Below are 18,864 nucleotides of genomic sequence, written 5' to 3' on the forward strand. Positions count from 1 at the left end.
TACAGCCCCGGACTACCGATTAATAGCGGTAGTGCTCGGGCTTGTATGGACCTTCCGTGCGCACGCCGATGTAGTCGGCTTGCTCTTGCGTCAGTTCCGTCAGCTGCGCATTCAACTTTTTGAGTTGCAAACGGGCGACTTTTTCATCGAGGTGTTTTGGCAGGGTGTACACGCCGACCGGGTAGTTGGCCGTGTTCGCGTACAGCTCGATCTGGGCGATCGTCTGGTTGGCAAACGACGAGCTCATCACGTACGACGGGTGGCCCGTGCCGCAACCGAGGTTGACCAGACGGCCTTCGGCCAGCAGGATGATGCGGCGGCCCGACGGGAAGATGATGTGGTCGACTTGCGGCTTGATGTTTTCCCACTCGTATTGTTTCAACGAAGCGACATCGATTTCATTGTCAAAGTGACCAATGTTGCAGACGATGGCCTGGTCTTTCATGCGCGTCAGGTGATCGTGCGTCAGGATGTGATAGTTGCCCGTGCAAGTGACGAAGATGTCGCCGTGTTCGCACGCGTAATCCATCGTGACTACGCGGTAGCCTTCCATCGCCGCCTGCAATGCGCAGATCGGGTCGACTTCCGTCACCCACACTTGTGCCGACAGGGCGCGCATGGCTTGCGCCGAACCCTTGCCCACGTCACCGTAACCGGCGATGACGGCCACTTTACCGGCGATCATCACGTCGGTTGCGCGCTTGATGCCGTCGACCAGGGACTCGCGGCAGCCATACAGGTTGTCGAATTTCGATTTCGTGACGGAATCGTTGACGTTGATCGCAGGGAAAGCCAGCTTGCCTTCCTTGTGCATCTGGTACAAACGGTGCACGCCGGTCGTCGTTTCTTCCGTCACGCCCAAGATTTCCGGCAGGCGCTTCGAGTACCAGGTCGGATCGGCCAGCAAGTGCTTCTTGATCGAGTTGAACAGGCAGATTTCTTCGTCCGAACCGGGGTTCGCCAGCACCGACAGGTCGGTTTCCGCGCGCACGCCCAGGTGCAGCAGCAGGGTAGCATCGCCGCCATCGTCGAGGATCATGTTCGAGTAGACAGCCTTGCCGTCCGCATCCGGCCATTCGAAGATGCGGTGCGTGTATTCCCAGTAGTCGTCCAGCGACTCGCCCTTGACGGCGAACACCGGCGTGCCGGCGGCAGCGATGGCGGCGGCAGCGTGATCTTGCGTGGAGTAAATGTTGCACGATGCCCAACGCACTTGCGCGCCCAGTGCTTCCAGGGTCTGGATCAGCACGGCGGTCTGGATGGTCATGTGGATGGAACCGGTGATGCGCGCGCCTTTCAGAGGCTGCGCTGCCGCGAATTCTTCGCGGATGGCCATCAGGCCAGGCATTTCCGTTTCAGCAATCTTGATTTCTTTGTCGCCCCATGCGGCCAAGGTGATATCGGCGATGGTGTAGTCGTGTTGCGATTTGAGTACGGCGTTCATCACGCCCTCCTTTCAGTTGTTGAAAAAGGTACGTGAGCGCGGTTGCAGGATATTCCGAGCCTGGCGAATTTCTTCGTCGCAACGCTCCTCGGACAGTGGATTTTAACATCGTCAATGCCGGCGCGCCAGCTTGTTCGCCATGCATTGCCAACTAACAACATATAAAAAAAGCGCCCGCGGCCAGCTGGCCGGGGCGCTTCTTTTGCAAGCGGGCTAGATTACTTCAGGCCGGCAGCGTCGCGCAGCAGGGCGACCTTGTCCGTGCGCTCCCACGTGAATTCCGGCTCTTCGCGGCCGAAGTGGCCGTAGGCGGCGCTCTTCTGGTAGATCGGGCGCAGCAGGTCGAGCATTTGCACGATGCCTTTTGGACGCAAATCAAAGTGCGCCAGCACCAGCTTGGCGATTTCCGCGTCGGGAATCACGCCCGTGCCTTCCGTGTAGACGGTGATGTTGATCGGCTTGGCCACGCCGATGGCGTAGCTGACCTGCACCTGGCATTGACGCGCCAGGCCGGCCGCGACGATGTTTTTCGCCACGTAGCGGGCCGCATACGCTGCCGAACGGTCGACTTTCGATGGGTCCTTGCCCGAGAACGCGCCGCCGCCGTGCGGGGCCGCGCCACCGTAGGTGTCGACGATGATCTTGCGCCCGGTCAAGCCGCAATCGCCTTGCGGACCGCCGATGACGAAACGGCCCGTCGGGTTGACGAGGAATTTGGTCTCCGTCAGCCATTCGCGCGGCAGGATGGGCTTGATGATCTCTTCGATGACGGCTTCTTCGATCTGCTTGTGCGAGATTTCCGGCGCATGCTGGGTCGACAGCACCACCGTGTGCACGCCGACGGGGCGGCCATCGACGTAGCGCAGGGTCACTTGCGATTTCGCATCCGGACGCAGCCATGGCAGACGGCCATCCTTGCGCAGTTGCGACTGGCGCTCGACCAGGCGGTGCGCGTAGTGGATGGCGGCAGGCATCAGCTCGGCCGTTTCATCGCAGGCGTAGCCGAACATCAGGCCCTGATCGCCGGCGCCTTGATCCAGGTCAATGCCCGCACCTTCATCGACGCCTTGCGCGATGTCCGGCGACTGCTTGTCGTAGGCCACCAGCACGGCGCAACCCTTGTAGTCGATACCGTATTCCGTGTTGTCGTAGCCGATGCGTTTGATGGTTTCGCGCGCAACTTGAATATAATCAACATTGGCGTGCGTGGTAATCTCGCCAGCCAGTACCACCAGACCCGTGTTGCACAGGGTTTCGGCGGCCACGCGGGCGCTCGGATCCTGGGCCAGGATGGCGTCAAGGATGGCGTCGGAAATTTGATCGGCAACCTTGTCGGGATGGCCTTCCGAAACGGATTCGGAAGTGAAGAGATAGTCGTTTGACATTGCAAGCTCCTGATTACTATGTGAATGTTCTGTCGCAGTAAAGAGGATTTTGCCTGCGACGCTTTAGCGATATTTATATTCCGCTTCGCAAGTTGTCTATTAACTCAGCGGTTACTGCATACGTGGTATTTTACGCTTCTTAAAAAATTTTGGCACGGCAACACGCCATTCCTGGAAACAGCTTATACATGTTAGTCCCAATTTTCCGCTTCTTGTCCGTCTTTCCCCTGCCCGTCCTGCATGGCCTTGGCGCTGTGCTGGGCTGGGTGATTTACGCCATTTCCCCGTCCTACCGCCGCCGCATGCGCGAGAACATGCAAGGTGCGGGGTTTTCGCAACACTTGCACACGGCCGTGGCCGAAGCGGGCAAGAGCGTGCTGGAACTGCCCTTCATCTGGTGCGCCCCCGCCGAGCGCGTGGCGCGCCATGCGACGGTGGAAAACTGGGAACTGGTGGAAAAAGCGCTGCAGCATGGCCGCGGCATTGTCTTCCTGACACCACACCTGGGCTGCTTTGAAATCGTCGCCCAACAGATCGCGCTGCGCACGCCGCTCACCGTGATGTACCGCCCGCCCAAGCGCGCCGCCCTGAAACCGCTGATCGAAGGGGCGCGCGCGCGCGAAAACCTGATGCTGGCGCCGGCGAACATGTCGGGCGTGCGCATCTTCGCCAAATGCCTGAAAAAGGGACAACCGATCGGCCTGCTGCCCGACCAGGTGCCGCAGGAAGGTGAAGGCGTGTGGGCCGATTTCTTCGGCCGCCCTGCCTACACCATGACCCTGCCCGCCAAGCTGGCGCAGATGGGCGGCGCCGAAGTCATCATCACCTACGCGGAACGCCTGCCGGGCGGGCGCGGCTATGTCGTGCATTTCGTGCCGTTTACCGAGTCGCTCGACAGCAGCTCGGCCGAACAGGCGCGCACCATCAATGCGGCCATGGAGCAATTGATCGCGCGCAGCCCGGCGCAATACCTGTGGAGCTACAACCGCTATAAAGTGCCGCGCGGCGCGCCGCCGCCCACGCCTGCCACGACCGCTGCCACCGGGGAGCAGGCATGAGACTGCTGATCGCCTTCATGTGGCTGCTGCACTGGCTGCCTCTGCCCATCCTCGGCCGCTTCGGCGTGGCCGTCGGCAGCGTGCTGTTCATCGCCATGCCGAAACGGCGCGACATCGCCCTGACGAATCTGCGCCTGTGCATGCCGGAACTGACAGAAGCCCAGCGCGTGGCGCTGGCGCGCCAGCATTTCCAGGCCTATTCGCGCAGCGTGTGGGAACGCAGCATCCTGTGGTGGTCATCGGAAGCGCGATTGAACCGCCTGATCAAAAAGGTACCCGCCTTCCCGGGCCAGCAGATCGCTGCCAAGCCCACCATCTTGCTGTGCCCGCACTTCGTCTGCCTCGACGTGGCCGGTGCCGCCACGGCCATGGAAATTTCCGCTTCGTCAATGTACGTGCAGCAAAAAAACGCCGCCTTCGACCAGGCCTTGCGCAACGGCCGTTCGCGCTTCAAGCCGCCCAAGCTGTTTACGCGCCAGGACGGCATCAAGACGATTTTGCGCGCGCTGCGCGACGGCTTGCCGTATTTCATGCTGCCGGACATGGACTTCGGCGAGAAGGATGCGGAATTCGTGCCCTTCTTCGGCGTACCGGCCGCCACCCTGACGGCCACGGCGCGCCTGGCGCTGGCCGCCAAGGCGCAGGTGATTCCCGTCATCGCCACTTTTTTACCCAATTACCAGGGCTGGCAAGTGACCTATTACCCGGCCTGGGACGATTATCCGGGCGACGACATCACGGCCGCCACGCGCCGCATGAACGAATTCATCGAAGAGCGCGTGCGCGAAGCGCCGGCCGAGTATTTCTGGACGCACAAACGCTTCAAGACGCGTCCGGAAGGCGAAGCCTCGTTCTATAACCAGCACAAGTGATACGGCAGAACATGAAACTCCACTTTACCAAGATGCACGGCGCGGGCAATGACTTCATCGTCATCGACGCCATCAATCAGGACATCGACTTCACGCCGGCCCAATGGCAGCGCCTGGCCGACCGCCGTTTCGGCATCGGCGCCGACCAGATCCTCGTGGTGGAAAAGCCGCGCCTGCCCGGCTGCGACTTCCGCTACCGCATCTATAACAACGATGGCGGCGAAGTGGAACAGTGCGGCAACGGCGCGCGCGCCTTCGTCAAGTTCGTCAGCGAAAAAGGCTTGTCCAGCAAGGCCAGCATCCGCGTGGAAACCATGGCCGGCGTCATCGCGCCGCGCCTGGAACTCGACGGCAGCATCACGGTCGACATGGGCGCGCCCGTGCTCGAGCCACAGCTGGTACCGTTCGATGCGGCCGGCCTCGCCGGTGTAGCGCAAGGCAACGACACCTTATGGCCGCTGGACCTGGCCTTGCCGGGCCACGCAGCTTCCGTGCTGGTATCCGTCGTCTCGATGGGCAATCCGCATGCCGTGCAAGTGGTCGACGATGTTGATGCGCAAGACCTGGAAGTGACGGGCCCGCTGATCGAGCACCACCCGCGCTTTCCCCGCCGGGTCAACGCCGGCTACATGCAGATCGTCGACCGCCAGCACGTGAAACTGCGCGTGTTCGAGCGGGGCGCGGGAGAAACCCTCGCATGCGGCACGGGCGCCTGCGCCGCTGCCGTGGCCGGCATCCGTCGCGGCCTGCTCGATTCCCCCGTGCGCATCAGCGCGCGCGGCGGCGAACTGTCGATCGCCTGGCAAGGCCCCGGCCAGCCCGTCCTGATGACGGGCCCGGCAGTGACCGTGTTCGAGGGCACGATCGAGCTGTAGACGGGTGAAGGTCAGAAGTAAAAGTCAGGCGGCCAGGAACTGCTGTTCCTGTACCACATCGAGTTCCGCCAGATAGCACTTCAAGCGATACAGGCGCTGCCGGTAATTGCCTTCCGGCCCCGCCACGCCGCAATCGACGCGCTCGAACAGGCGCACTACCTGATCGAGCAGCTGGCGCTCCTGCGCCGTGCGGATCAGCACGAGGCGCCGCTTGCCACGGCCATGCGTGGCGCTGATATCGATCAACAGACAATGGCCCTGGTCGGCCGCGTGGATGTCGAGCAGCAAGGCCTCGGCACGCGACAGATGAAAGCAGCGCGCCAGTTCCAGGCGCGCCGCCAGCAGGGGGTGGTTCTGGCCCAGCTGGCGCCCATGCCCGTCGGCGTGCATGGCGGCGCACTGGCCCCAGTCGCCGGGCTCGCCTCGAGGCGCGATTTTCGCCAGCGCCGCCTCCGCTTCACGGCTGCCTTGCGCCTGCGCCTGCAGCAGCCAATACGCGGCGCGCACATCGTTGTTGACGCCGTCGCGGCGGTTACGCCAGGCATGCATGCCGCACTCGAGCTGCGCCGGCCCATGCCCCAGGTCGGCCGCGCGCTCCAGGCAGAAATGCGCTTCGACGACATTGCGCTGGGAAAATTCCGGTTTCGTATAGATGCGCGACAGCACGAACCAGGCTTCGGCCAGTCCCTGCTCGCCCGCCTGCGTCAGCCAGCGCACGGCACGCTTGAAATTGGCGGCGCCGTTGCGCGTGGCCAGGCGCTGGCCGTGCGCATCCATGCGCGCATAGCCGAGTCCCAGCTCCAGCTGCGCCGTGCGGTCGCCGCCATGCGCGGCCAGCTCGCAGCACTGCCAGCCCTCGGCATCGCCGCCTGGCGCCAATGCCTGGGCGCAACGCGACAGCAACAGCACCTGCTGCGCGCCGAGGGCGATCGTGCGCGCCCCGGCGGCGGCCTGACGCTGCAGCAGCTCGCGCGCCAGCGGCAAGCCTTGCGACAGAAAACCCGCATGGTTGCCCTGGCGCCAAGCCTGCTCCAGCCAGGCGTGCAGCGGCGCGTCGCCATCGAAGGCCAGCTCGCCAGCCACGCTGGTGGCCGGCCCCGGTGTTGCCGATGATTTTTCTTGTAGCGACAACAACCATTGCGCATCGGGCAAGCCGGCGCGTACGGCAGCGTCCAGCGCCACGCGCGCCTTGGCGCGCAAAGCTTCACAGTGACTGGCGGCGTTGCCCAGCACCAGTTGCGCCAGTACCAGGCCCGCCTGCACCAGGCCCGCATCGAACGCTTGCGCGTAATACGGAATCAGCGCCTTGGCTGCCGGTTGCGCCACTTCGAAAGGCACGTGGGTGCCAATCAGCCGGCACGCTTCCTCGCTATCTTCCTGGGCCGCCCGCGCCAGCCAGTGCAAGGCCGTCGGCAAGCTTTGCGGCACACCGTGTCCAAACAGATACACCCGTCCCAACGCCAGTTGGCAAGCCACGTCGCCAGCACGTGCCCCCTTGATCAATCCTAATGTTTCGCGATTTGCCATCGATTCTCGATATTGAGTCAATGATTCTAATAATAGTGAGTCGTCTCCAGGCCCATCAGTGCAGGCCGTCCCTTAGTGTAACGTCCTTGTGTCGTAAATCCGCCAAAGCGACCGCAAGAACTTGATTCAACGCAACAATCCCTCGGCCTGGACATGCCAAGATTGCAAGGCGCCGCTACGGTGGCGATGGGAGAACCTTGTCCATCGGCGCAGGACTGGCAGAAATCGCGCGTTACAAAAATACAACAGGGGCATGCAGTTATGCCGCTTTTCACCAATCTTTTCACGCATATTTGACCAATCCCGCGCGTCTTGCGCGCCGACGAATTAAGGTTCATTCATCGAAACGCGACAGTCAGCGCATTTCAATCTGCTCGGATCTCGGACGGAACTCACTTTTAAATAGGGAAGAAGACATGAAAAAATCACTCGTTGCCCTCGCACTCTTCGGCGCCTTTGCCGCAACCGCACAAGCGCAGTCGTCCGTCCAAATCTACGGCACGATCGATGCAGGCCTGGGCAAAGCGACTGGTTCGACCACCGCTGTCACGAAGCGCGACAACAACAAACTGGGCTTCAAGGGTACGGAAGATCTGGGCAATGGCTTGAAAGCTATTTTCCAACTGGAAATTCGCTATGAATCCGACACCGGCACCGTAGAAAACACGTCGGGCGCCAATTCGCGTCCGCTGTTCCAGGGTCAAAGCCGCGTCGGCCTGCAAGGCGACTTCGGTACCGTACGCCTGGGCCGTGGCCTGACCGCATACCAGGAAGTGAGCACCTCGTTCGAACCATGGTCGGGCATGCCTACGCCAGCCGGTTTTCAGACCGACCTGACCGTCGCCGGCTACACCAGCGATCCGCTGAGCGCACCAGGCAACTCGCGTAACCGCTTCTCGAACGCCGTGTTCTACAACACGCCAGTGTTCAATGGCTTCCAGCTCAACGCCACAGTTGCTGCCAAGGAAGCTAATAACAACAGCGCAGTGCCAGCGCGCGCGCCGGGCAACTCGGTAACATTTGCTTCGGGCAACCGTGCCGTGGCAGCCAACGTGGCGCCGACGTCGACCCCGTACTCGATCTCCGCAACGTACACCTCGACTGGATTTGCTGCCATGGCTGCCTACGAGCGCAATGGCTTGCAAGCCAAGCTGTGGTCGGTTGCTGCCTCGGTCAATCCTATTCCTGAGCTGAAAGTCATGCTGTCGATCCAGCACCAGAAAGATGATGACTTCAAAATCATCAATACCGGCACCAAATCGTGGGTACTGGGCGCCAACTACGACGTAGGCCCAGGCAAGATCCGCGCCGGCTATGGCCAGAAAACGCCCGATGGCGTCGTCAAAACCAAGCAAGCATCGCTGGGCTATGACTACAATCTGTCGAAGCGCACCTACGTCTATGCAGATATCTCGAACAAAAAAGCCGCTGTTGCTGACAGCATCAACTACAACGTTGCGAAAAGCGTCAACTACGTCGGCATCGGCGTACATCACAACTTCTAATGGCATCGCGCGTCTCCCGCGACGGGTGACGTGACTCGCCAGACGGAGCAAGGCGGCATGGGCAACCATGCCGCTTTTTTCATGGGCGCGCGCTTTTGCTCCATATTGCGGCGCACTCTCGGTTAGAATCAAGTGTTCATCCTTCTCTCTTCTGACACTATCAATGACCGCCACACTCGATTCCAGCACCGTCGCCCAGTACCTGAGCGAGCATCCGACGTTCTTCGAAGAGCATACCGCGCTGCTCGGCGAGGTCAAGCTGAGCAGCCCGCTGACGGGACGCACCATCTCGCTGCAGGAGCGGCAGATGGAAGTGATGCGCGACAAGTACAAGGCGCTCGAACTGCGCATGTCCAAGCTGAGCCGCCTGGCCGAGGAAAATGGCGATATCGCCAGCAAGTTCCACGGCTGGAACCAGGCCATGCTGCAAGTGCGCAACGATGCGGACATGCCGCGCGTGCTGGTCGATGCCTTGCAAAGCAATTTCGACGTGCCCTACGTCAGCCTGCGCCTGTGGCAAGTGCTGCCGGAACACGCCGACGGCTGGTTCACGGAAGATGTGACGGCCGATGTGCGCATGTTCGCCAACAGCCTGCAAACACCGTACTGCGGCAGCAACCGCGATTTCGAAGCCGTGCACTGGCTGCAGGCGGACAAGATCGAATCGACCGTCATGATCGCCCTGCGCGCCCCGAACACCACGGGCACCTTCGGTTTGCTGGTGCTGGGCTCGCCAGACAGCGAACGGTTTACCTCCAGCATGGGCACGGATTTCCTCGTGCATATCGGCGCCACAGCCGGCGCCGCCCTGGCCGCGCTGCGCGCCGGCTCGCCGGCCTGAATCAGCCATGCATGCGGCGCGCGGCAAGGCCGAGTGGCTCGATGCCTACCTGGCGCAGCTGGCCACGCAGCGCAAGCTGTCGCCGCATACCCTGGACGCTTACGGGCGCGACTTGCGCGCCTTGCTGGAACTGAGCGGCAATACGCCGTGGACGGCGCTGGCGCACAACGAAGTGCGCCGCTACACGGCCAAGCTGCATGCCGGCGGCCTGGACCCGCGCTCGATCGCCCGCAAGCTGTCGTCGTGGCGCGGCTTTTACAACTGGCTCAGCGGTGAAACGGCGCTCGACGCCAATCCCGTCGACGGCATCCGCGCGCCCAAGCGGGCCAAAACGTTACCGAAAGCCCTGTCGGTGGACGACGCCGTGCGCCTCGTGGCGCCCGCGCAACACCAGCAAGGCGCTGCCGAGCCGGAGCAACTGTGCAACCGCGCCATGTTCGAGCTGCTGTATTCGAGCGGCTTGCGCGTGTCCGAACTGACCAGCCTGGACACCCATTACTGCAAGGCCGAGAACGGCCGGGAGTCTTCGCTGGGCTGGCTCGACATGGCCAGCTTCGAAGTCATCGTCACAGGCAAGGGCAACAAGATGCGCAAGGTGCCCGTCGGCAAGGCGGCCCTCGTGGCCCTGACGGCCTGGCTGGCCGTGCGCCCGCCAGCGGCCGATGGCAGCGCTGCATTGTTTCTCAGCACGCGCGGCACGCGCATCTCGCCGCGTGTACTGCAGCTGCGCCTGAAGGCGCACGCGTTGGCGACCGACATTCCCGCGAATGTGCACCCGCATGTGCTGCGCCACTCGTTCGCTTCGCATGTGCTGCAATCGTCGGGCGACTTGCGCGCCGTGCAGGAAATGCTGGGCCATTCCAGCATCACCTCGACCCAGGTCTACACGGCCCTCGATTTCCAGCACCTGGCGCACGTATACGACCAGGCGCACCCGCGCGCCAAGGTCAAGTAGGCCGCGCTCGTTGGCCAGCCTGATCCATATCAAGCGGATCGGCGCGTATTTGCAAGCTTTTGCAAAATTCCGGCATAATCGTCCGCATTCTTCCGCTTGCGCGGCGGCACCACCGATTACAGCATAGGCATCCTTCATGGCACTGATTCCAACCACCATCCTCACCGGCTTCCTGGGCGCAGGCAAAACCACCTTGCTCAACCGCATACTGCAGGAAGACCATGGCATGCGCATCGCCGTGATCGAAAACGAGTTTGGCCAGGAAAACATCGACAATGACATCCTGGTGCAGGACAGCAACGAGCACATCATCGAGATGAACAACGGCTGCATCTGCTGCACCGTGCGTGGCGACCTGATCGTGGGCTTGACGGAACTGGCGCGCAAGCGCGACGCCGGACTGCTGGCGTTCGACCGCGTCGTCATCGAAACGACGGGCCTGGCCAATCCCGGCCCCGTGGCGCAGACCTTCTTTGTCGACGAAGAAGTGGGCAGCCACTACATGCTCGACGCCATCATCACGGTGGTCGATGCGCGTCATGCGATGAAGCAACTCGATGAATACGAGGAAGCCCAGCGGCAAGTGGGCTTTGCCGACAAGCTGCTGCTGTCGAAAACCGACCTCGTCAGTGAAGACGACGTGGCCGCCCTGACGCGCCGTTTGAAACGCATCAATCCCCGCGCGCCCATCGCCAAGGTCGATTTCGGCCGCGCGCCGCTGGCCGAAGTGCTCGACATCCGCGGTTTCAACCTGAATGAAAAACTGGAGCTGGACCCGGATTTCCTGGAGACAGAGACGGCGCACGTCCACGATCACGACCATGCGCACGACCACGAGCACGCACATGAACACGGCAATGAGCACGGCCATGAGCACGCGCATGAGCACAGCGACGCCTGCGCCACCGATTGCGGTCATGCCGACCACCACCATGCGCAACACAGCGACGACATCGCCGCCTTTGTTTTCAAGAGCACGCAACCGTTCGACAGCGCCAAGCTCGACGAGTTCCTCGGCGGCCTGGTGCAAGTGTATGGACCGCGCATGCTGCGCTACAAGGGCGTGCTGCTGATGCAGGGCGCTGAACGCAAGGTGGTCTTCCAGGGCGTGCACCAGCTGATGGGCAGCGACCTGGGCGCCAAATGGGGCGAACACGAAGTGCGTGGCAGCAAAATGGTCTTTATTGGCAAAAATCTACCAAAAGACATTTTTATTCGCGGACTCGAACAATGTTTGGTATAAACTAGCCGGGTTTTGCAAAGTATCCTTTGCAAAGCAGAAACAAAAGGGAAAGTTAAGCACGCTTTCCCGCTGCCCGACACCCATCTTGCTGGCATAAACCAACAAGTAGCCGTCCCTGATCGGCTAGTCAACAAATCGGGATGGCAATATAAGGCAAAGCGTGCCAAAATCAGCGACGAAAACGGCCCATGTCGTTAGCCTGTCATGAAATGCTGGCAAACTGCCGCTGGCCGCATGCCAGGCATGCAAGCGATCCACCCAACACGCCCGTTGTCGCGCACAGAGCGCGACAGGCATAGAGCGGTAAAAAGTTATCAACATGGCACCATGGCCGGCCGGTAGTCCTGGCTTTCGCCGGCAAGCCAAGGTCGCACGCAGTACAGCGGGACAGCAATGCCAAGCGGAACCTGTACAGTTGCTCGGTATCGCCGCGTCAACTGATCAATTTGAAAACTCTGTCGTATCGAAGGTAAGCGAAGTTATGACCAAAACTAATAAATCGACCCCGGCCGCCAACCAAGACATCCCCCTCATCAGCGAAGACCAAATTCGCGCCATGAGCGAAGATGACTACATGAATCCGGCACAACTGGCATTCTTCAAGGCGCGCCTGCAGCAGCTCGAAAAAGACCTGCTGAAAAACGCCGGCGAAACCACGGAACACTTGCGTGAAACCGTGCTCGTACCGGACCCTGCCGACCGCGCCACCATCGAGGAAGAGCATGCGCTGGAACTGCGCACGCGCGACCGCGAACGCAAATTGCTGAAGAAAGTACAGCAATCGATCGCCAGCATCGATGCCGGCGACTATGGCTGGTGCGAAGAAACGGGCGAGCCTATCGGCATCCCGCGCCTGATCGCCCGTCCGACCGCCACCCTGTCGCTGGAAGCCCAGCAACGGCGCGAACTGAAGCAAAAGCTGTACGGCGACTGATCACCCCTCCCCTTGCGCGGCCGCCCAAGCGGTCCCGCGCTGGCGATAAAAAGCACACGACTCCGGTTGCGTGCTTTTTTTTCGTCCCGCGCCGACTACACTGAAGCAAGCACGACAGCGGCACATGCCGCTTGCAATTGCCTTTTCCATCCCCACGTTTGAACCATGGGCGCGCAATCGCATGGCCTTGCACGCATCGGCACGAATCTTTTGAGGTCACTATGGAACAATTTCACGGCACCACCATCCTCTGCGTCCGGCGCGGCAAGCAAGTCGCCCTGGGTGGCGACGGCCAGGTAACGCTCGGCAACATCGTCATGAAGGGCACGGCCCGCAAAGTGCGTAAGTTGTATCAGGGCAAGGTCCTGGTCGGCTTTGCCGGCGGCACCGCCGACGCTTTTACCCTGCTCGACCGATTTGAAGGCAAGCTGGAAAAACACCAGGGCAATTTGCTACGCGCCTCTGTCGAGCTGGCCAAGGACTGGCGCACCGACCGCGTGCTGCGCCGCCTGGAAGCGATGCTGCTGGTGGCCGACAGCGAGTCGACCCTGGTCATCACGGGCAATGGCGACGTGCTGGAACCGGAAGACGGCATCGGCGCCATCGGCTCGGGCGGCACCTACGCCCAATCCGCCGCCAAGGCGCTGCAGGAAAACACGGATTTGTCGCCGGCCGAGGTGGTCAAGAAATCGCTGACCATCGCCGCCGAGCTGTGCATTTATACGAATATGTCACACATCATCGAGACGCTCGACTAAGCGTCCGCGAGCAAAGAATAGAAAGCCAACTATGATCATGAACATGACCCCGTCGGAAATCGTCACGGAACTCGACAAGCACGTGGTGGGCCAGGCCAAGGCCAAGCGCGCCGTCGCCATCGCCCTGCGCAACCGCTGGCGCCGCCAGCAGGTGGCCGAGCCTCTGCGCCATGAAATCACGCCCAAGAATATCCTCATGATCGGCCCCACGGGCGTCGGCAAGACGGAAATCGCGCGCCGCCTGGCCAAGCTGGCCGAGGCGCCCTTCATCAAGATCGAAGCGACCAAATTTACGGAAGTCGGTTATGTGGGCCGCGACGTCGACACCATCATCCGCGACCTGATCGACATCGGCATCAAGCAGACGCGCGCGCTGGAAATGAAGAAAGTGCGCGCGCGCGCCGAAGATGCGGCCGAAGACCGCGTGATCGACATTCTCGTGCCGCCGGCGCGCGACTTCGGCTTCACGCCGAATACAGCAGCGGCCGTGGACACGGGCAGCGGCGACAGCACGCGCCAGACCTTCCGCAAGCGCCTGCGCCAGGGCGAGCTCGATGACAAGGAAATCGAGATCGAGCTGGCCGAGGCGGGTCCGCAGATGGAAATCATGGCGCCGCCGGGCATGGAAGAAATGACGGAGCAGATCAAGTCCATGTTTTCGGGTGTGGGCGGGCAGCGCAAGAAGGCGCGCAAGGTCAAGATCAAGGAAGCGCTCAAATTGCTGGTCGAGGAAGAGGCGGCCAAGCTGCTCAACGAAGATGAGCTGAAACAGAAGGCCATCCAGAACGTCGAGCAGAACGGCATCGTGTTTTTGGACGAAATCGACAAGATCGCCTCGCGTTCGGAATCGGGCGGCGCCGACGTCTCGCGCGCCGGCGTGCAGCGCGACCTGCTGCCGCTGGTCGAGGGCACGACCGTCAACACGAAATATGGCATGATCCGCACGGACCACATCCTGTTCATCGCCTCGGGCGCCTTCCATTTGTCGAAGCCGTCGGACCTGATTCCCGAGCTGCAGGGGCGCTTCCCCATCCGCGTGGAGCTGGAATCGCTGTCGATTGCGGACTTCGAGCGCATTCTGACGAGCACTGACGCCTGCCTGACGATGCAGTACGAAGCCTTGCTGGCGACGGAAAACCTGAAACTGCAATTCGCGCCGGAAGGCATCACGCGCCTGGCGGAGATCGCCTATTCGGTCAACGAGCGCACGGAAAACATCGGCGCGCGCCGGCTGCACACGGTGATGGAAAAGCTGCTGGAAGAAGTGTCGTTTACGGCCAGCGAAGGCAGCAGCAGTACGGAAAACCTGCTGGTGATCGATGCCGCCTACGTCAACGAACGCCTGGAAGCGCTGTCGGTCAACGAGGACCTGTCGCGCTACGTGCTGTAATCAAGGAGGGACCGATGGCAAACAAGGCCTTGGCGACGCGGCAGAAAATGCAGTTCCGCGTCGAAGCCTCGCAAAAACCGCGCAACCCCGTCGCCACGGCCGCCCTGCAGCGCACCGCCGGGGCGCACGTAAAGACCGTGTCCGGCCAGCGCCAGCAGGAAAAACGCCTGCTGGCGAAATTGCTGTTGAAAGTCGAGACGGACAAATAGGCCGCCCGCGGACACCCCCGTTGGGGCGTCCGCCATCAGGCCACTCTCTGCCGCAGCATCATCCCCTTAGAAACGGTAGGACGCGCCCAGCGAAAACATGTCGACCTTGGTCGTTTGCTTGCTGCTGTATTTGACCGGCACGCGGTCCCAGTCGAGGTGCAGCGACCAGTTCTGGTTCAGCGCATACGCCGCGCCGATGCCGTAAGTCAGGCCGATCTTGTCCTTCTTGTCCGAACCGCCGCCCAGATAATCGACCTTGCCCTGCGTGTACGCCGCGCCGGCGCGCCCGCTCAGGGTAAAGGCGTCGAACTGGTAGCCGAGCACGCCCTGGATGCCGAGGCCCGTGAACTTGCCGCGGCCAGCGCGCTTGCCGGCGTCCGTATCGAAGCCGGACTTGACCTCGCCGCCCATGTACCCCACCAGCTCAACCGAAGGCAGGGCCACGCCGCCCTGAAACGGCAACGCGTCGAAACTGTAACCCAGGTAGGCCTTGCCATTGCGCTTGCTGCTTTTGTCGCAATCGCTTTGTCCGGCGATGCAATCGAGGCCTGTACTGGCGCGAAAGCCGTAGCTGGCGCCCGCATAGAAGGGACCCGGCGCCGGTTCGGCGGCGGCGGCGTGCAAGGGAGCGATGGCGGCCAGCGCCAGCAGCGCTGCGGGGAAACGGAAAGATGGGAACATGGATAACCTCTACAAGTGGATGGATTGCCTGGTTGTAGCGCGCTGCGCGAGCCACAAGCGGGAGTGTCATCGCTTTTGCCGAAAAGTACTATCACCTTGTGCAAAGTTCCATTAAGGGCTACATTCGGTACCGCCACCCGCTACCAAACTTATCAAAAAGGATATTCCGTGAGTTCACCTGAACTGGTTTTGCGCGTGCTGCGCACCCAACTGCGCGCCGCCGGCATCACGTACAAGGTATTGGCCGAACGCATCGGCATGAGCGAGTCGAGCGTCAAGCGCATGTTTGGCCAGCACGACATGTCGCTGTCGCGCCTGGCCCTGATCTGCAAGGCATCGGGCATCGCCATGGAAGACGTGCTGCGCGGCGCGGCCGACATCACGCCGCATGCCGACACGCTCACCCTGGTGCAGGAAAAGTCGCTGGTGGCGCATCCGCGTCTGCTGCTGGTGGCGATCTGCTGCCTCGGCCACTGGAGCCTGGAGCAGGTGGTGGAAACGTATGCGCTGACGCAGGCCGAATGCATCGGCTGCCTGGCCGAACTGGACCGCCTGGGCTTGATCGAACTCAAACCGCTGAACCGCTACAGCCTGCGCGTCTCGAACGCCTTCCACTGGCTGGCCGACGGCCCGGTGCAACAGTACTTCCGCGAACACGTGGTGGCCGATTATTTCAGCGGGCATTTTGACGGCGCCGGCGAGACCCTGATGTGCATCCCGGCGCGCCTGTCGCTGTCGAGCGCGCAGGAGCTGGTACAGAAGATCCGCCAGCTGGCCGAGGAACTGGCGCGCCTGCATCAGAACGACCGCCGCCTGCCGCCGCAGGAACGCGACGGCTTTACCCTGCTGCTGGGCTTTCGCTCATGGGAATTTGCCGCCTTCACGGCCCTGCGCCGCAGCTCGGCGTCCGCCGCCCCGGCGGCGCCTTACCAGACCGGTCCCAGGAACAGGTAAAGCGTGCTCTCGCCGCCCTTCGATGCGCCCGAGGCCACGTACACGGGACCGAAGCGCGTATCGACCGAGATGAAGGCGCTGCTGGCCTGCGTGAACTTGGTGGCTTTCCAGCGCTCGCTCTGATCGAAGCCGCCGCCCATTTCCAGCGAAAAGCCGGCCCGCACGGCGCCACCCAGGGTGCTGGGCAGGGAACCGATGCGGCGCGCCATCACGAAGCGCGCCAGGGCCACGCTGCGCCCCGTCACCGACTCGAACTGCGTGCCGGACAGGCGCAGGAAGCCGCCCAGGCTGAGCGGCGCCTCGCCCCGTTGCGCGCGCGCCCATTCGCCATACACATGGCCGGCCCAGTTGCCGCTGCCAAAGGCCTTCAGGCCCGTGATGGCGGAGCGCCCCAGGCCCGACTCGCCCGTACCGGTGGTCGCGGAGCGCGTCCAGGTGGCGTCGAACAGCACGCCGCGCGTGGGGAAACCGGGCGAATCGAGCGTATCGACGCGGAACTGGACGAACTGGTTGGTGCCCAGCGCCCGCTCCTTGGGGTAGGTCGGGTCGGCGGGGATGCTGACGTCCGCCTTGACTTCGCTGCGCGTGACGCCGAACTGCAGATCGCCCCAGAAACCGAACTGGCGCCCCAGCACCAGGCTGGCGCCCTGGCCGCTGTAGGCGACGCGCGCATTGCGCCGTCCCTTGTCGAACAGGTCGACCGCCTGGGAGGTGTACTGGAACGATGGCGCGATATACCACGGGTTGCCGGCGCCGAGCGGCTGCCAGTACTGCACCCCGAAATTGCGCGCCGTGCCGATCTGCACCATGCTGCGCAATTCGCCGCCCCAGCTGTTCAAGTTCGAGCGCACATGCAGCAGCTTCAGGGCAAAGGTATTGCTGTCCCTGAAATCGCTGGCCATTTCCAGACCCACGCGCAAGCGGCTGCTGGCCCACGGCGCTTCGACCGCCTTGATGGTGACGGCGCGCTGCTCGCCTGCGTCGACCACTTCCGTCTCCACGCGCGCCACGTCACCGCGGCCATACAGCCTGGCCGCCGCCTTGAGCACATCTTCCTGGCTGACGGCCTGCCCTTCCACCAGGCCCGATTGCGCCTGCAGGATGCGCGGATTGATATCGCCTTCGCTTTCCACGGCCAGGCGCGTGAGCGGCAAGGCCACGTCCAGCAGGGCCGGCGCCGCCAGGCGCAGCTGCTCGCGCGCCGCATACTGTTCCGGCGACAGCGCCAGCGGCGCCAGGCGGGCGGCCAGTGCCTGCGCCGCCTGTTCGCCGGCGCGCATGGCGCGCGCATAGTTTTCAAAGTCGAGGAAACTGACGCCCGTCAGGTCGGGCGCCACCAGGATGTCCTGCGGCTGCAGCTCCTTGAGCGAGCGCTGCACGTTCTGCTCCGTGAGGATCTGCAGCATCTGCTGCGCCACGCCGATGGCGCTGCCCAGCTCTTTTTCCGGCGCCAGCGGCGTGCCCACGTTGACGGCGATGATGATGTCGGCGCCCATGGCGCGCGCCATGTCGACGGGCAGGTTGCGCACCAGGCCTCCGTCGACCACCAGGCGGTTGTTCACGCGCACGGGAGCAAACACGCCCGGCACGGCCAGCGAGGCGCGCATCGACAGGAACAGGGGCGTATCGACCAGCTCCACCAGCTCGCCATTGACCAGGTCCGACGCCACCGAGCGGAAAGGCAGCGGCAGCTGGCTGGCGGGACGGTCGCGCATGCCGGCCGGCAGCAGCCGGTTCAAGGCCATTTCCAGCGCCGCATTGCTGGCCGCCGCCGGCGGCGTGGAAATGCCGTTGCGGCTGGTGCCGAACTCGATGCGCGACGGCAGCAATAAATCTTCCTCCCGGCGGCGGAACGCCAGTTCGTCGCGCGGCGGCCGGTCGGCCACCACGCGCGCCCAGTTGGTCTCGCGCGCCATCTTTTCCAGGTCCGCCACGGAAGCGCCGGACGCATACGCCCCGCCCACCACGCCGCCCATGCTGGTGCCCACCACCATGTCGATCGGCACGTGCAGCTCCTGCAGCACTTTCAATACGCCGATATGCGCAAGGCCGCGCGCGCCGCCGCCCGACAGCACGAGGGCGATGCGCGGACGCGCCGGCGCCGGCGCAGAAACGGCCAGTGCGGGAGCGGAGGAAGCGGCGGCGGGAACGTCAGCGGCGGCGCCGGCTTGCGGCAAGACGCACAGCGCCGCCACGCAGCCCGCCAGGACGGCACGGATCGAGAACATGAAGA

The 18,864-nt window shown here is 62.8% G+C and carries 17 protein-coding genes and 1 riboswitch; of the genes, 12 read left to right on the forward strand and 5 right to left on the reverse strand.

Annotated features, from left to right (window positions below):
* Positions 1-19 precede the first annotated feature (19 nt).
* Positions 20-1,444, reverse strand: a complete 1,425-nt coding sequence (ahcY, locus tag AC1RBA_RS12820; protein ID WP_070289496.1) for an adenosylhomocysteinase — start codon at positions 1,442-1,444, stop codon at positions 20-22.
* Positions 1,445-1,471: 27 nt separating this feature from the next.
* Positions 1,472-1,540: riboswitch (S-adenosyl-L-homocysteine riboswitch) on the reverse strand.
* Positions 1,541-1,662: 122 nt separating this feature from the next.
* On the reverse strand, positions 1,663-2,829 hold the full coding sequence (metK, locus tag AC1RBA_RS12825; protein ID WP_070220840.1) for a methionine adenosyltransferase: 1,167 nt from the start codon (positions 2,827-2,829) through the stop codon (positions 1,663-1,665).
* A gap of 188 nt (positions 2,830-3,017) precedes the next feature.
* Here metK and AC1RBA_RS12830 point away from each other — a divergent pair, with 188 nt between their 5' ends.
* Genes AC1RBA_RS12830 through dapF form a run of 3 tightly spaced genes read left to right on the forward strand, consistent with a single transcriptional unit; the run spans position 3,018 to position 5,634 of the window.
* Positions 3,018-3,887, forward strand: coding sequence for a lysophospholipid acyltransferase family protein (locus AC1RBA_RS12830; protein ID WP_121670881.1), 870 nt, complete (start codon positions 3,018-3,020; stop codon positions 3,885-3,887).
* Positions 3,884-4,759, forward strand: a complete 876-nt coding sequence (locus AC1RBA_RS12835) for an LpxL/LpxP family acyltransferase (RefSeq protein WP_070289494.1) — start codon at positions 3,884-3,886, stop codon at positions 4,757-4,759. The genes AC1RBA_RS12830 and AC1RBA_RS12835 overlap by 4 nt, the downstream gene beginning before the upstream one ends.
* Positions 4,760-4,770: 11 nt before the next feature.
* A complete protein-coding gene (gene dapF, locus AC1RBA_RS12840) occupies positions 4,771-5,634 on the forward strand; it encodes a diaminopimelate epimerase (protein ID WP_070289493.1) in 864 nt (287 codons plus the stop codon).
* A gap of 24 nt (positions 5,635-5,658) precedes the next feature.
* Here the strand turns inward: dapF and AC1RBA_RS12845 are convergent, their stop codons facing one another.
* On the reverse strand, positions 5,659-7,161 hold the full coding sequence (locus tag AC1RBA_RS12845) for a tetratricopeptide repeat protein (protein WP_492418507.1): 1,503 nt from the start codon (positions 7,159-7,161) through the stop codon (positions 5,659-5,661).
* 416 nt (positions 7,162-7,577) lie between these two features.
* Here AC1RBA_RS12845 and AC1RBA_RS12850 point away from each other — a divergent pair, with 416 nt between their 5' ends.
* The 8 genes from AC1RBA_RS12850 to AC1RBA_RS12885 all read left to right on the forward strand — a co-directional run bounded on the left by AC1RBA_RS12850 (position 7,578) and on the right by AC1RBA_RS12885 (position 14,996).
* Positions 7,578-8,666: a porin gene (locus AC1RBA_RS12850; protein WP_070220850.1), complete on the forward strand. Its 1,089-nt coding sequence runs from the start codon at positions 7,578-7,580 to the stop codon at positions 8,664-8,666.
* A 163-nt stretch (positions 8,667-8,829) separates the two neighbouring features.
* Positions 8,830-9,507, forward strand: coding sequence for a DUF484 family protein (locus tag AC1RBA_RS12855; RefSeq protein ID WP_070220852.1), 678 nt, complete (start codon positions 8,830-8,832; stop codon positions 9,505-9,507).
* Positions 9,508-9,514: 7 nt separating this feature from the next.
* Positions 9,515-10,462 carry a tyrosine recombinase XerC gene (locus AC1RBA_RS12860; RefSeq protein WP_070289489.1) on the forward strand — a complete coding sequence of 316 codons (948 nt, stop codon included), beginning with the start codon at positions 9,515-9,517 and terminating at the stop codon, positions 10,460-10,462.
* Positions 10,463-10,598: 136 nt separating this feature from the next.
* The gene (locus AC1RBA_RS12865; RefSeq protein WP_121670877.1) at positions 10,599-11,705 is read left to right on the forward strand and encodes a CobW family GTP-binding protein; all 1,107 of its coding nucleotides are present in this window, start codon (positions 10,599-10,601) and stop codon (positions 11,703-11,705) included.
* 481 nt (positions 11,706-12,186) lie between these two features.
* A complete protein-coding gene (gene dksA / locus AC1RBA_RS12870; RefSeq protein WP_034753066.1) occupies positions 12,187-12,639 on the forward strand; it encodes an RNA polymerase-binding protein DksA in 453 nt (150 codons plus the stop codon).
* A gap of 221 nt (positions 12,640-12,860) precedes the next feature.
* Positions 12,861-13,397, forward strand: a complete 537-nt coding sequence (gene hslV / locus AC1RBA_RS12875; protein WP_010394217.1) for an ATP-dependent protease subunit HslV — start codon at positions 12,861-12,863, stop codon at positions 13,395-13,397.
* A 37-nt stretch (positions 13,398-13,434) separates the two neighbouring features.
* Positions 13,435-14,787, forward strand: coding sequence for an ATP-dependent protease ATPase subunit HslU (gene hslU, locus AC1RBA_RS12880; RefSeq protein ID WP_070220905.1), 1,353 nt, complete (start codon positions 13,435-13,437; stop codon positions 14,785-14,787).
* Between the two features lie 14 nt (positions 14,788-14,801).
* Positions 14,802-14,996 carry a hypothetical protein gene (locus tag AC1RBA_RS12885; protein WP_230504127.1) on the forward strand — a complete coding sequence of 65 codons (195 nt, stop codon included), beginning with the start codon at positions 14,802-14,804 and terminating at the stop codon, positions 14,994-14,996.
* 66 nt (positions 14,997-15,062) lie between these two features.
* On the opposite strand, the gene AC1RBA_RS12890 is transcribed toward AC1RBA_RS12885, so the two are convergent.
* A complete protein-coding gene (locus tag AC1RBA_RS12890) occupies positions 15,063-15,677 on the reverse strand; it encodes an outer membrane protein (protein ID WP_070220860.1) in 615 nt (204 codons plus the stop codon).
* Between the two features lie 168 nt (positions 15,678-15,845).
* Between AC1RBA_RS12890 and AC1RBA_RS12895 the strand changes: the two genes are divergently transcribed.
* Positions 15,846-16,631: a helix-turn-helix domain-containing protein gene (locus AC1RBA_RS12895; protein WP_070313031.1), complete on the forward strand. Its 786-nt coding sequence runs from the start codon at positions 15,846-15,848 to the stop codon at positions 16,629-16,631.
* On the opposite strand, the gene AC1RBA_RS12900 is transcribed toward AC1RBA_RS12895, so the two are convergent.
* Positions 16,604-18,859 carry a patatin-like phospholipase family protein gene (locus AC1RBA_RS12900; protein ID WP_492418511.1) on the reverse strand — a complete coding sequence of 752 codons (2,256 nt, stop codon included), beginning with the start codon at positions 18,857-18,859 and terminating at the stop codon, positions 16,604-16,606. The genes AC1RBA_RS12895 and AC1RBA_RS12900 overlap by 28 nt on opposite strands.
* Positions 18,860-18,864 lie beyond the last annotated feature (5 nt).

The organism is Janthinobacterium sp. GW823-FHT03B06 (assembly GCF_058796955.1).

Excerpts from the sequence above, each read along its gene's own strand:
- dapF (WP_070289493.1), top strand. The coding sequence starts at position 4,771 with ATGAAACTCCACTTTACCAAGATGCACGGCGCGGGCAATGACTTCATC.
- AC1RBA_RS12900 (WP_492418511.1), bottom strand. The coding sequence starts at position 18,859 with ATGTTCTCGATCCGTGCCGTCCTGGCGGGCTGCGTGGCGGCGCTGTGC.
- AC1RBA_RS12830 (WP_121670881.1), top strand. The coding sequence starts at position 3,018 with ATGTTAGTCCCAATTTTCCGCTTCTTGTCCGTCTTTCCCCTGCCCGTC.
- metK (WP_070220840.1), bottom strand. The coding sequence starts at position 2,829 with ATGTCAAACGACTATCTCTTCACTTCCGAATCCGTTTCGGAAGGCCAT.
- AC1RBA_RS12850 (WP_070220850.1), top strand. The coding sequence starts at position 7,578 with ATGAAAAAATCACTCGTTGCCCTCGCACTCTTCGGCGCCTTTGCCGCA.
- AC1RBA_RS12855 (WP_070220852.1), top strand. The coding sequence starts at position 8,830 with ATGACCGCCACACTCGATTCCAGCACCGTCGCCCAGTACCTGAGCGAG.
- AC1RBA_RS12845 (WP_492418507.1), bottom strand. The coding sequence starts at position 7,161 with ATGGCAAATCGCGAAACATTAGGATTGATCAAGGGGGCACGTGCTGGC.
- dksA (WP_034753066.1), top strand. The coding sequence starts at position 12,187 with ATGACCAAAACTAATAAATCGACCCCGGCCGCCAACCAAGACATCCCC.
- hslV (WP_010394217.1), top strand. The coding sequence starts at position 12,861 with ATGGAACAATTTCACGGCACCACCATCCTCTGCGTCCGGCGCGGCAAG.
- ahcY (WP_070289496.1), bottom strand. The coding sequence starts at position 1,444 with ATGAACGCCGTACTCAAATCGCAACACGACTACACCATCGCCGATATC.
- AC1RBA_RS12860 (WP_070289489.1), top strand. The coding sequence starts at position 9,515 with ATGCATGCGGCGCGCGGCAAGGCCGAGTGGCTCGATGCCTACCTGGCG.
- hslU (WP_070220905.1), top strand. The coding sequence starts at position 13,435 with ATGAACATGACCCCGTCGGAAATCGTCACGGAACTCGACAAGCACGTG.
- AC1RBA_RS12865 (WP_121670877.1), top strand. The coding sequence starts at position 10,599 with ATGGCACTGATTCCAACCACCATCCTCACCGGCTTCCTGGGCGCAGGC.
- AC1RBA_RS12885 (WP_230504127.1), top strand. The coding sequence starts at position 14,802 with ATGGCAAACAAGGCCTTGGCGACGCGGCAGAAAATGCAGTTCCGCGTC.
- AC1RBA_RS12890 (WP_070220860.1), bottom strand. The coding sequence starts at position 15,677 with ATGTTCCCATCTTTCCGTTTCCCCGCAGCGCTGCTGGCGCTGGCCGCC.
- AC1RBA_RS12835 (WP_070289494.1), top strand. The coding sequence starts at position 3,884 with ATGAGACTGCTGATCGCCTTCATGTGGCTGCTGCACTGGCTGCCTCTG.